The organism is Caulobacter sp. P4_E5 (genome assembly GCF_056401555.1).
On the sequence record NZ_JBFUJD010000060.1, the window covers coordinates 23,089 to 35,297 of the forward strand.

Genomic DNA, 12,209 nt, shown 5'->3' on the forward strand with positions numbered 1-12,209 from the left:
GGCTGGAGCTGTGACTGGGACAAGCCTTCTGCCGCGGGCCGTCCGTCCGCGCTGTCGGAATGTTTAGCTGATGCCCCGAAACCCAGCGTTTGAAGCGCCACACCAAGTTTTAACGGCGCTGAGGCATCAATGGCCGCCTGAAACCCCAGGGGAGCGGGACGTTTTGAAACCAGCAGCGCTTCAGGCGGCCGCCGAGATCGGGGTCGAGACGCCCCCGTCGCGTGGCCTGGGCCGAGCGGCGCTGGTCGCCGGCTTCGCGGTCTACGTCGCCGTCGCTGGCGCGGCCTGGTGGCTGGCGCTGAAGCTGATCCCGGCCGAGCTGACCCTGACTCTGCTGGGCAGGACCCTGCATACCGCCTCGGTCCACGATCACCTGAACAACGTCTTCCTGGTCTTCCTTCTGCTGCCGACAGCCCTATGGATCGAGTGCGTAACGGTGGGTTGGGAAGGCAGCTCGCTGCGCCAGCTGCTGTTCGCCCGCACGCCCTCGCTGAACACCGATCTGGCGGTCTTCATCCTGGGGCAGGGCCATGTGCTCGACATCGTCGGTCGGGTGATGATGCTGGGCGTTTCGATGATCTCCGGCGCCTGGATCCACGCGACGATCAAGGCCGCCACCGGGGTCGATCTAGGCCCGCCGCCGCTGCCGTTCGCGCTGCAGCTGCCGCTGTATTTCGGCGTCTACAGCTTCTTCGACTACTGGACCCATCGGACGGACCACACGAAGTTCTTCTGGCCGCTGCATCGCTATCACCACTCGGCCGAGGACTTCGGTGTGGTGACCTCGGTGCGCCAGCATCCGGCGACCTTCACGGCGATCTTCATCGTTAACCTGCCCTTGGCCGTACTGGGCGCGCCGCCGGAAGTGATGATCTATGTCAACGTCCTGGTGGTCGGGATTGGCCTGGTGATCCACGGGAAGATCGACGCCGACTGGGGCTGGGTTGGGCGCTGGCTGATCCAGTCGCCGAACCATCACCGGGCTCACCATAAGCTGGACATGAGCCGGCCGACCGGCCACTTCGCCATCGCGCCGATCTGGGACCGTCTTTTCGGCACCTGGTACGAGGACGAGCCCGATCCCAAGCTGGTGATCGGCGTCGATACGCCCTACCGCCATGGATTCTTCGTGCCGCGCGACATGCTGCGCGACTACGCCCACTTTTGGATGGGCTGGTTCGGCGGTCGCAGCGATGGCCCCGAGTCCGATTTGAAGCTGCTCCGGAAGCGCTAGGCGGTCTTCAGCAGGTCGTCGAAATACTCGATCGTCCTCATCAGCCCCACCTTCAGCGGCGCGGTCGGCGCCCAGTCCAGATGCTGCTTGGCCAGGGTGATGTCGGGCTGGCGCTGCCGCGGGTCGTCGGAGGGCAGGGGGCGGTGGACGATCGCCGACTTGGCGCCGGTCAGTTCCAGCACCAGCTCCGCCAGCTGCTTCATGGTGAACTCGACGGGGTTGCCCAGATTGATCGGGCCGGTGACGTCGTCGCCGGTGTTCATCAGCCGCATCAGGCCATCGACCAGGTCGTCGACATAGCAGAACGAGCGGGTCTGATTGCCATCGCCATAGAGGGTGATGTCTTCGCCCTTCAGCGCCTGGACGATGAAGTTCGACACCACGCGCCCGTCATTCGGGTGCATGCGGGGGCCGTAGGTGTTGAAGATCCGCGCCACCTTGATGCGCAGCCTGTGCTGGCGCCAGTAGTCGAAGAACAGGGTCTCGGCGCACCGCTTGCCCTCGTCGTAGCAAGAGCGGATGCCGATCGGATTGACATTGCCCCAGTAGGTTTCGACCTGCGGGTGGATGCTCGGGTCGCCATAGACCTCCGAGGTCGAGGCCTGCAGGATCTTGGCCTTCACCCGCTTGGCCAGGCCCAGCATGTTGATGGCCCCGTGGACGCTGGTCTTGGTCGTCTGCACGGGGTCGAACTGGTAATGCACCGGGCTGGCCGGGCAGGCCAGATTGTAGATCTGGTCCACCTCGACATAGAGCGGCATGGTCACATCGTGCCGCAGCAGCTCGAACCGTGGGTTGGCCAGGTTCTGCGCCACGTTCTGGCGCGAGCCCGTGTAGTAGTTGTCGACGCACAGCACCTCGGCGCCGGACTCCAGCAGCCGGTCGCAAAGATGCGAGCCGACGAAGCCCGCGCCGCCCGTCACGAGAACTCTCTGGGTATGCATGAACCGACCTTCCCGGGACTCAGCGCCGAACTGTGGTTGTACAGCGACGCCGGCCCAGGCTCCAAGGTCGGGTTTCTAGCCGAGGGGCGGCGTTTCGTCGCCGAAGGCGCGCGGCTCGCGGCCGACCGTCGGTTCGGCAATGGCCGAGCCCCGCGAGCGCTTGGTCTGAGTCTGGGGGCGGGCGGCCTTCGGGAGGGGCGGGGATAGGTCTTCGGGCGCGAAGTCGTCGACCGCGATCACCTTCGCCACCGCCGCGTCGGCGGCCGCCAGGGCGCTAGTCTCCTCGGGCGTGAGAAGGYCCTTGTCCAGGCCGTCCTTCCACGCGCGGATGCCATGGTCCTTGAGGCGATCGTGGATCGGCTGGGTGGCGACCACGCGCTCGAAGGCGTCGATCAACTGACCGATCGCTCCGTCCTTGCCGCCGACATAGACGCCCTCGACCAAACGGTCCCGGGTCGGCGAAGGATGCAGCAGCAGGTCGGCGCAGGCGCGAGTGACGTGGTCCGGCGGACCGCGCCGTCGCGCGCCGAACGGCAGCACCGCCGCCCGCAGCAGCCAGCCCGCCAGGCGATTGGGCAGATTGGCGAACACCTCGTCGAAGCGCTGCTCGATGGTCGCGAACGTCGTCTCGGCGCACCAGCGCAGCAAAGGGAAATCGTCTTCCTGGCGGCCCTCGTCCTCCCAGCGCTTCAGGGCGCCGGACAGGAAGTACATCTCGGACAGGATGTCGCCCAGGCGCGCCGACAACATCTCCTTGCGCTTCAGCGCGCCGCCCAGGGTCAGAAGGGCGATGTCCGAGGTCAGGGCGAAGGCGGCGCTGTAGCGACCTAGCTGACGGTAGAAGCGACTGGCGCGACCGGCGTCGGGCGCGGGCGAAAGCGCACCATCGGTCCAGGCGCGCGCCGTGGCCTTCAGACAATTGCGCAGGGCATGGGCGACGTGGGCCCAGAATGCTTCGTCGAAGTCCGCCAGACCCTTGTCTGCGTCGTCCTCACCGAGCGCCAGGATCTCTCGCAGCATGTACGGATGCGCCCGGATCGCGCCCTGGCCGAACACCATCAGGCTGCGGGTCAGGATGTTGGCGCCCTCGACCGTGATGCCGACCGGCACGGCGCGATACTGGGCGCCCATGTAGTTGCGCGGCCCTTCCATGATCGCCTTGCCGCCATGGACGTCCATGGCGTCGTTGACGACAATCCGCATCCGCTCGGTCGCGCCCGACTTCAGCAGGGCTGAGATCACCGAGGGATGCCGGCCCATATCGAGACCGGCGCAGGTCAGTCGCCGCGCGCCGTCGACGAGGTAGGCGTTGCCGGCGATGCGGGCCAGGCGCTCCTGCACGCCTTCGAACTTGCCGATCGAAATGCCGAACTGCTGGCGCACCCTGGCGTAGGCGCCGGTCGTCAGGGCGCTGTAGGCCGCCGCCGCGCCCGACATCGCGGGCAGGGAGATGCCGCGCCCGGCCGCCAGCGCCGTCATCAGCATCTTCCAGCCTTGGCCGGCCCGCTTGGCCCCGCCGATGATCAGGTCCAGCGGGATGAAGACGTTCTCGCCCCAGTTGGGACCGTTCTGGAAGGTCTGGAACGCCGGCAGGTGGCGGCGGCCGATGCTGACCCCGGGCGTGTCGGTCGGCACGAGGGCGCAGGTGATGCCGACATCTTCCTCGCCGCCGAGCAGGCGGTCGGGGTCCCGCAGCTTGAAGGCCAGGCCCAGCACCGTGYAAACCGGGCCGAGGGTGATGTAGCGCTTGTGCCAGTTAAGGCGGACCCCCAGCGTTTCCTGTCCCTTCCAGATCCCTCGACAGACCACGCCCTCGTCGGTCATGGCCGAAGCGTCCGAGCCGGCCTCGGGGCTGGTCAGGCCGAAGGCCGGGATTTCGCGGCCGTCGGCCAGGCGCGGCAGCCAATAGTCCTGCTGTTCCTTCGTACCAAAGCGCAGGATCAGCTCGCCCGGGCCCAGCGAGTTGGGCACCATCGCCGTCACCGCCGCCGAGGTCGAGCGGGTGGCGATCTTGCGCACGATCTCGGCGTGGCCGAAGGCCGAGAAGCCGAGGCCCCCGTGTTCCCTCGGGATGATCATGCCGAAGAACTTCTCGCGCTTGAGGAAGTCCCAGACCTCCGGCGAGAGGTCGCGCGTCTCCCAGGTCATGCGCCAGTCGTCGAGCATGGCGCAGAGCGTTTCGACCGGCCCATCGAAGAAGGCCTTTTCGTCAGGGCTCAGAACCGGCTTGGGGAAGGCGAGGAGCTCGCTCCAGTCGGGATCACCGGTGAACAGCGCCGCGTCCCACCAGGTGTCGCCGGCCTCGATGGCGTCGCGTTCGGTTTCCGAGAGGGCGGGCAGCACACCCTTTGCCCACTGGAAGATCGGCCGGGTGATCGTATCTCGGCGGAAGGAAGAGCTGCTCATGAGGCCACCTCGTTGCTGCGCGAGGCATCAACGCCGGGCGGAGCAGGCAGCTCCGAGAAGACGCTCCGGAGGACCTAGACCTTCAGGCCGCCGCCGCGACTCCGCCGTCGATCATGATCGTGGCGACGCCGCGCAGCAGAGCGCCCGAATCCAGCGGCTTGCCCAGCATGCCGTCGAACAGGGTCTCGTCGATCCGCGAGGTGATGTCCGCCGAGAAGGCGATGATCGGCGTCCGGCAGTTGGGCCCATCACCCTGGCGGATGTGGCGGGACGCGGTCTCGCCGTCCATCACCGGCATGCGCAGATCCATGAGGATCAGGTCGAAGGCGCGGGTCTGGGCGATCGCGACCGCCGCCGCGCCGTCCTCCGCTTCCGTCAGCTCGATCGCCAAGGCGGCCAGAACCGCCGAGACGAGGGCGCGATTGACCGCATTGTCGTCGACCACCAGCACCTGGCGCCCCTGGACAGCGGCGGCGGGCTCGGCCGCCACGATCATCGGCAAGGGGGCGTCGGTCGCGGGGGCGGGGATCTCGAACCAGAAGCAGGAGCCCTTACCAACCGTGCTTTCGACGCCAATCGTCCCGCCCATGGCCTCGACCAGGCCCTTGCAGATCGCCAGGCCCAGGCCGGTGCCGCCGTGGCGGCGGGTGGAGGAGCCGTCGACCTGCGAGAAGCGCTTGAACAGCGCCTCCAGCCAGTCGGCCGGAATGCCCGCGCCACTGTCACGGACGGCCAGCCGCAACCGGCCGTGATGATAATCCGCCTCGACGACGATCTCGCCGTGATCGGTGAACTTCACGGCGTTGCCGACCAGGTTCAGCAGGACCTGGCGCACCCGGTCGGGCGCCAGCGTCAGCCAGGCCGGCAGGGTGTCGAGGCCCTGGCCGCGAAGCGTGACGTTCTTCTCGCCCGCCTGCAGGGAGAAGAGTTCCAGCGCCTCGGTAACCAGCAAGGCCGGTTCGCAGGCCTGCGGGACAATCTCGACCTGGCCTGCTTCCAGCTTTGAGAAGTCTAGGATGTCATTGACCGTCGACAGCAGGGCCTTGCCGGCGCTGGTCACGCGCTCGACGAAGCCGCGTGTCGTCGCCGTCAGTTCCGGTTGCTCCGCGATCAGGCGCGAGAAGCCCAGCACCGCGGTCAGCGGCGTACGCAGCTCGTGACTCATGTTCGACAGGAACTCGGCCTTCACGTTGGCCGCGGCCTCGGCTTCGGCGCGGGCGGCCTCCAGCGCCGCCTCCATCGCCTTGCGCGTGCTGATGTCGCGGACGACGTCCTGAATGCCGGTCAGGGCGCCGGTCTCGGGATCGAAAAACAGGGTCGGCTGGCCCTCGACCCAGAGCCATTTCCCGTCCTTGCACTTGCAGCGAAATTGAAAAGGCTCGGCCGCGGCGCCGGGACCGGCGGCGACCAGGGCCGCATAGTAGGTCAGGACGGTCGGTTGATCGGCCGGATGGACGAAGTCGATGACTCGCTTGCCCAGCATCTCTTCGGGCCTATAGCCCAGCATGGCTTCACTGGCGGGTGACATGAACAGGATGGTGCTCCTGGCGTCGAACCGGGTGATCATGTCGCTGGCGTTGTCCGCCAACAGCCGATAGCGCGCCTCGCTGTCGGCCAGGGCGTCGTCGGCGGCCTTGCGGTCCGTGATGTCGCGGATCACGTCCGTTACGGCGCAGGGCGCGCCGGTTTCCGGATCACGGAGCAGCTTGGGTCGCGCCTCGACCCAGCGGACCGCGCCGTCCTTGCGCACGATTCGATATTCGATCAGCCATCCCGACGGACCGGGCAGGGCCGCCTCGAAGGTGCGCGCGACCCGCGCGCGATCGTCAGGGTGGATGAACTCGAGCGCGACGTGTCCGACGAGCTCTTCGGCCATGTAGCCGGACATGGCCTTCACCGCAGGCGAGACGTAGTTGAACCGGCCATCGAGATCCATCTTGGTCACGAGGTCGTTGGCGTTCTCGGTCAGCAACCGGTAGCGATCGCTGGTGCGCTCCACGGCCCGCATGGCGTTGGAATAATCGGTGACGTCCTGCAGCAGGCCGAACAGGGCCACCACCTCGCCGTCCTCGCCCAGTTCGCTGGCGCCGCGGGACACGACATCGCGGATCTGTCCGTCGGCGCGGCTTATCTGGACCTGGAGATCGAAGCCGCCCTTGGTCTCGATCGCGGCCGCGAAGCACCGCCTTATGTGGGGGCGGTGCTCGGGCGGATAGTGGGCAAGGTCAGCGCCCAGCTCCGGCGTGTAGGTGTCGCGATCCAGACCGTGGATCACGTACATCTGATCCGACCAGGTCACCTGTTTGGTGGCGACGTCGACTCGCCAATGGCCCACGCCGGCCATGCTCTCGGCCAGCTCCAGCAAGCGCTGTTTCTCGGCGGCCAGACGGTGGGCCTTGGCCAGTTCGAGTTCGTCGACGATGATCCGCGCCAGCAGCTTCAGACGCTCCAGCTCGGTCTCTGGCGGCCGAGGGCGGGGCTTGTCGTCCATCACGCACAAGGCGCCGAGGTTGTGCCCATCCTTCGTGGTCAGGGTGGCCCCGGCGTAGAAACGGATGCGTGGCGGGCCGGTCACCCACGGAAAATCGGCGAAGCGGGGATCGAGAGAAGCGTCCTCGATCACCATGACGGCTTCCGGACCCATGGCGACGGCGTGAGCGCAGAACGCTTGACTGCGCGGCGTGGAGGCGGTGTCGAGGCCGATCCGAGCCTTGAACCATTGGCGTTCCTGATCGACCAGCGACACCAATGCGATGGGAGCGTCGAACAGGTTGCCGGCCAGTTTCGCCAAGCGATCGATGGCGGCGTCGGCCGGCGTGTCCAGGACCTTATACGACCTCAGAGCGGCCAGGCGCTGGGCTTCGCGAAGGTCCATGGTCGGAAGGCGCCTCGATCACTGTGACGTTTCCCCGATCGTAGGGCGGCCGCCTGGGAAGCAGCGTTAAGAGTGGGCGCGACGGATTGGCGCAGCTTGTCGATGAGGTGACGTTTGTCATGCCGGCCCGATGACGGCCGGCACTGATGGCGCGTGCGGCGCGATGGCATGGTGGCTCCACAACGAGGGAGCTATCGATGTCAGCCGAACTTTCGCAGCCGCCGGTCGCGGCGCTTCGCCGGGCGGTCAAACGGCGGGGCGCGACCCTGGCGCTGAACGGCCTGGATCTGGCCATTCGCCCGGGCCAGTGCGTGGCCCTGCTGGGTCCCAATGGCGCGGGCAAGAGCACCAGCGTCGCTCTGCTGACCGGTCGTCTCCGTCCCGATGAGGGCGAGGCGCGCCTGTTCGGCGGCGATCCCCGCGACGTCAAGGCTCGGGGCCGGATGGGCGTCATGCTGCAGGAGGCCGGCCTGCCGCGCACCCTGACTGTCCGCGAGCAGGTGGACCTGTTCCGCGGCTACTACCGCAACCCCCGGCCGCTCGACGAAATCGTTCACCTGGCGGGCCTCGAGGGGCTCGAGCGCCGCCGCTGCGGAGCGCTGTCCGGCGGCCAGCAGCGCCGCGTGCAGTTCGCTCTGGCCATCGCCGGCCGCCCGGACTTCCTGGTGCTGGACGAGCCCACCACCGGCATGGACATCGACGCCCGTCGAGGCCTGTGGGCGGCCGTGCGGGCCGAGATCGGCCGTGGCGCGGCTGTGTTGCTGACCACCCACCACCTGGATGAAGCCGAGGCCCTGGCCGACCGCATCGTGGTCATCGACCATGGCCAGGTCATCGCCGACGGCTCGCCCGAGGCGATCAAGAGCCGCGTCTCGGCCGTCGCCATTCGCTGCCGTACCCGCCTGTCCGACGCGGAGCTGGCGGACCTGGCTCGCGTCACCGGGGTCAGCCGGGAGGGCGGCAGGATCACCCTGTTGACCACCTCGGCGCCCGCCACCCTGCGCGAGCTTTTGGCTCGCGACGAGACCGTCGACGATCTGACCGTGGCCGGGGCCTCGCTCGAGGACGCCGTCACGCGTCTGGTCCAGGCTGGCGCGCCCAGCCCCAAGACCGTCCAGAACCAAATCGAGGTCGCCTGAGATGCACACCCTGCTGGTCTATTTCCGTGAAGCCCGCGCCCAGATCGTCTCGACCTGGCGCACCCCGCAGTTCCTGATCCCCAGCGTGGCGCTGCCGCTGCTGTTCTACGGCATCGTCGGGCTGGGCTTCAGCAAGGGGCGCGAGGAGATCGCCCACACGATGCTGGCCAACTACGTGATCTTCGCCGCCATCGCCCCGGCCATGTTCGGGTTCGGCGCCGCCGTTGCCGCCGAGCGCGAGGCCAAGCTGATCGAGCTGAAGCAGATCGCGCCGCTGCCCGCCGGTGGCTACCTGGCTGGCCGTCTGGCCGCCGCCTTGGCGCTGGTGGCCTCGGCCATCGGCCTATTGGGCGTGCTGGCCTACTTCGGTGGGGTCGTGATGGTCCCGTGGCGTTGGGCGGCCACTCTCGGCCTGGGCCTGGCCTCCGCCATTCCCTTCGCCCTGATCGGCTTGAACATCGGCCTGCGCATGGGCTCGCAAGGCGCGGCGGCGGTCGCGAACCTGCTGTTCCTCGGCTTCTGCCTGTTCGGCGGACTGTGGATGCCGTTGAACCTGTTGCCGGGCTGGGTCGCCAAGATCGCCGAGGTCACGCCGTCCTACCACCTGGGCCAACTGTCGATGATGCTGTCGGGCATGGCGCCGATGGCCGACGTCCAACGCCACCTGCTGGTGCTGGCCGCGATCAGCCTGGCCGCCATGATCGGCGCCTGGTCGGCCTGGCGGCGGCAGGCGGCTTGACCATGACGAGCCCCGCGCGCGACATCGCCGCCATGGAGCAGGGGATATCGACTCGCACCCAGGGTGAAACGAACGGCGCGCCGTTGGCGGACGGCGTGTTCCGCCGCCGGTGGAGCCTGGTGTTCCTCTCGTACGTGCCATTTTACTTCATCTCGTGGCTGTTCCGAAAACCCGGGACGATCGAGATCGTCGCCTCGCTGGCCGGCATCGGCGTCTTCATCGCGCTCTTCTGGTCGATCTGGCTCCGCAAGGGTCGGCCGGCGCTGTGGCAGGTGCTGGCGATCTTCGGCATCGGCATGGCGCTGTCGCCGTTCAACACGGGCTGGAGCGTCTTCACGATCTACGCCATGTCGTTCGCCGCGAGGCTGCCGTCCCGGCGGATCTCGGTGCGGGTTATGATCGCGATGGAGGTGGTCCTGCTGGCCACTGGCCCGCTGTTCATGAACAACAGTTGGCCGGTCTGGGCCTCGGGCGTGCTGTTCGGCGGCATCACGGGTTTCGCCGGCCTGATGCAGGCCGACGTCGAGCGCAAGAACCAGGAGTTGGCGCTCGCCCACGAGGAGGTCCGGGCCCTGGCCACCACGGCCGAGCGCGAGCGGATCTCTCGCGATCTGCACGATCTGCTGGGCCACACCCTGACCCTGGTGGCGGTGAAGGCCGAGCTGGCCGCGCGCCTGGTCAGCCGGGACGCCGCCGCCGCCGAGCGCGAGATGCAGTCGGTCGCCACCGCCGCGCGCGAGGCCCTGGCCGAGGTCCGCACCGCCGTGGTCGGCATGAAGGGCGCCTCGCTGACAACCGAGCTCGAACGCGCCAAGACGGCGCTGGCGGCGGCCAATGTGACGGCCGAGGTCTCGGGCGGCGCGCCGGATGGCCATCCCGGCCAGGAGGCCGTGCTGGCCATGGCCCTGCGCGAGGCCGTGACCAACGTCATCCGCCATTCCGGCGCGGCGCGCTGCGAGATCCGCCTGGAGCCCAGCGCTTCGGCCCTGACGCTCAGCGTCGCCGATGATGGCAAGGGTGGGGAACTGGTCGAGGGTTCGGGCCTCAAAGGCATGCGCACGCGGCTGTCGGCGATCGGCGGCGGCCTGGACATCAAGTCCGATCGGCGGGGCACGCGCCTCGTCGCCACAGCGCCGCTGGAGAGCGCGCCTGGGGAGTCCGTCTCGTGATCCGTGTCGTCATCGCCGAAGACCAGCAGATGGTGCTGGGCGCGCTCAGCGCGCTGCTGGAGCTGGAGGGCGATATCCAGGTGGTCGGCTGCGCGCCGGACGGCCAGAAGGCCCTCGACCTGGTCCGGTCCGAAAAGCCCGACGTGTTGATCTCCGATATCGAGATGCCGCACCTGACTGGCATCGACGTCGCCGCACGGCTGAAGGCCGACGGCGTCCCGACCCGGGTGCTGATCGTCACCACCTTCGGCCGGCCCGGCTATCTGCGTCGCGCCATGGAAGCGGGGGTGAAAGGCTATCTACTGAAGGACGGACCCAGCAGCGTGCTCGCTGCTGCCGTCCGGACCATCGCCGCCGGCGGCCGCGCCATCGCGCCGGAGCTGTCCGAGACGATCTGGGACGCTCAGCCCGACCCGCTCACCGACCGCGAGCGCGAGATCCTGCGCCTGGCCGAGGAGGGGCGCTCGAACAAGGACATCGCCGAGGTGCTGGACCTCTCGCCCGGCACGGTCCGCAACTACCTGTCGGAAGCGGCCCAGAAGCTGGGCGCGGCCAACCGGGTGGAGGCCGGCCGCATCGCCCGCTCGAACGGCTGGCTTTAGGCGCGACCCCAGAGCCGTTCCCACTTCCACCCGGTGAGCTCCTCGACGATGGCCTTGGACTCCGCGCTCTCGGCCTCGGTGGCGCCGGCGCGCAGGCGCTCGACCTCGTGGATCAGGATTTCGTGGGTCCTGGCATTGAGGCGGAAGCGCCAAGAGATGACCATGCCGGCCAGCATGACCAGGATCGGGCCGCCGACCATGACCAGCACCACGGCGCGGATGGCCTCGGGCGACTGAACCACGGCCACGCCGGGGTGGCTCTTGTCGGCGGCGACGTAGCCGCCCATGCCGATCAGGCTGGTGGTCAGCACGATCGCGCCCGACTGGGCGATCTTGCGCACGAAGGTCATCACCCCGGCGAAGATGCCTTCGCGGCGCTGGCCGGTCACGGCCTCGTCGACGTCGGGCAGGTAGTTGTAGACGCTCCAGGGCACGAAGTTCAGCGTCCCACGTCCCAGGCCCGCCAGGATGATGGGCACGAACAGCCAGAACAGAACGACCGGCGGCGCGGCGCCGCTGAAGATGTTGCCGCCCAGTCCCTTCAAGCCCGCGGCGAAGCTCGCCGGCTGGATCAGATAGAAGGCTAGGAACAGCAGCAAGGCCGCGCAGACGAAGCTGATGGCCATGCGATAGGCGGCGGTCGGTCCGGTGCGGATGACGACATTGACGGCGATCATCACCGAGATCAGCTGGGCGACGTACATGGTCGTCATCAGCTGCGAGATGATCAGGGTGGCCCCCATCATCACCGTGGCCACGAACAGCGGGAAGGCGGTGTTGAAGATGTCCTGCGAGATATAGCCGCCCAGATAGAGCGAGAGGTGCTGACGGAACGCCTTGATCTTCAGGGTCGAGAACAGGTCGCGGAACATGTTGACCGGGATCAGCGCCGCCTTGGTCCAGTCCATGGGCTCGGGCTGGATCAGCTTTTCGGCGTCGGTATAGGGACGCTCCCAGGTCAGCAGTACGACCAGCAGCACGACCAGGCTGAACAGGACGCCGAAGATCGCCGCCATGATCAGAAAGGTGCCGGGCGAGTCCTTGCCGCCGAAGTGGCTGATGATCAGCGTCGGCAGGTAAGAGGCCAGGATCGCCGAGCTC

Annotated in this window: 9 protein-coding genes; 5 read left to right on the forward strand and 4 right to left on the reverse strand. The window is 67.9% G+C overall.

Features of this window, described 5'->3' with window-relative positions; translation table 11 throughout:
• Nucleotides 1-163 precede the first annotated feature (163 nt).
• Nucleotides 164-1,234 (forward strand): sterol desaturase family protein, encoded by a 1,071-nt coding sequence (locus tag AC1DSO_RS17425; protein WP_477070023.1) that lies wholly within the window; start codon nucleotides 164-166, stop codon nucleotides 1,232-1,234.
• On the opposite strand, the gene AC1DSO_RS17430 is transcribed toward AC1DSO_RS17425, so the two are convergent.
• From AC1DSO_RS17430 to AC1DSO_RS17440, 3 genes are all read right to left on the reverse strand, one after another.
• On the reverse strand, nucleotides 1,231-2,178 hold the full coding sequence (locus AC1DSO_RS17430) for a UDP-glucuronic acid decarboxylase family protein (RefSeq protein ID WP_477070024.1): 948 nt from the start codon (nucleotides 2,176-2,178) through the stop codon (nucleotides 1,231-1,233). The two genes, AC1DSO_RS17425 and AC1DSO_RS17430, sit on opposite strands and share 4 nt — an antisense overlap.
• A 75-nt stretch (nucleotides 2,179-2,253) precedes the next feature.
• Nucleotides 2,254-4,584 (reverse strand): acyl-CoA dehydrogenase, encoded by a 2,331-nt coding sequence (locus AC1DSO_RS17435; RefSeq protein ID WP_477070025.1) that lies wholly within the window; start codon nucleotides 4,582-4,584, stop codon nucleotides 2,254-2,256.
• Nucleotides 4,585-4,666: 82 nt separating this feature from the next.
• A complete protein-coding gene (locus tag AC1DSO_RS17440) occupies nucleotides 4,667-7,459 on the reverse strand; it encodes a PAS domain S-box protein (RefSeq protein WP_477070026.1) in 2,793 nt (930 codons plus the stop codon).
• Nucleotides 7,460-7,605: 146 nt separating this feature from the next.
• Here AC1DSO_RS17440 and AC1DSO_RS17445 point away from each other — a divergent pair, with 146 nt between their 5' ends.
• The 4 genes from AC1DSO_RS17445 to AC1DSO_RS17460 are packed head-to-tail and all read left to right on the forward strand — an operon-like array spanning nucleotide 7,606 to nucleotide 11,108.
• Entirely contained in the window at nucleotides 7,606-8,598 is a 993-nt protein-coding gene (locus tag AC1DSO_RS17445; protein WP_477070027.1) for an ABC transporter ATP-binding protein, read from the forward strand.
• Nucleotide 8,599: 1 nt separating this feature from the next.
• Nucleotides 8,600-9,337 (forward strand): ABC transporter permease, encoded by a 738-nt coding sequence (locus tag AC1DSO_RS17450; protein ID WP_477070028.1) that lies wholly within the window; start codon nucleotides 8,600-8,602, stop codon nucleotides 9,335-9,337.
• 2 nt (nucleotides 9,338-9,339) lie between these two features.
• On the forward strand, nucleotides 9,340-10,506 hold the full coding sequence (locus AC1DSO_RS17455) for a sensor histidine kinase (protein WP_477070029.1): 1,167 nt from the start codon (nucleotides 9,340-9,342) through the stop codon (nucleotides 10,504-10,506).
• Nucleotides 10,503-11,108 (forward strand): response regulator transcription factor, encoded by a 606-nt coding sequence (locus tag AC1DSO_RS17460; protein WP_477070030.1) that lies wholly within the window; start codon nucleotides 10,503-10,505, stop codon nucleotides 11,106-11,108. Before AC1DSO_RS17455 ends, AC1DSO_RS17460 begins: the two co-directional genes overlap by 4 nt.
• Here AC1DSO_RS17460 and AC1DSO_RS17465 read toward each other — a convergent pair.
• The coding region (locus AC1DSO_RS17465; RefSeq protein WP_477070031.1) for an MFS transporter at nucleotides 11,105-12,209 on the reverse strand (1,105 nt) is incomplete at its 5' end. The genes AC1DSO_RS17460 and AC1DSO_RS17465 overlap by 4 nt on opposite strands.

Excerpts from the sequence above, each read along its gene's own strand:
- AC1DSO_RS17430 (WP_477070024.1), bottom strand. The coding sequence starts at position 2,178 with ATGCATACCCAGAGAGTTCTCGTGACGGGCGGCGCGGGCTTCGTCGGC.
- AC1DSO_RS17450 (WP_477070028.1), top strand. The coding sequence starts at position 8,600 with ATGCACACCCTGCTGGTCTATTTCCGTGAAGCCCGCGCCCAGATCGTC.
- AC1DSO_RS17455 (WP_477070029.1), top strand. The coding sequence starts at position 9,340 with ATGACGAGCCCCGCGCGCGACATCGCCGCCATGGAGCAGGGGATATCG.
- AC1DSO_RS17440 (WP_477070026.1), bottom strand. The coding sequence starts at position 7,459 with ATGGACCTTCGCGAAGCCCAGCGCCTGGCCGCTCTGAGGTCGTATAAG.
- AC1DSO_RS17445 (WP_477070027.1), top strand. The coding sequence starts at position 7,606 with ATGGCGCGTGCGGCGCGATGGCATGGTGGCTCCACAACGAGGGAGCTA.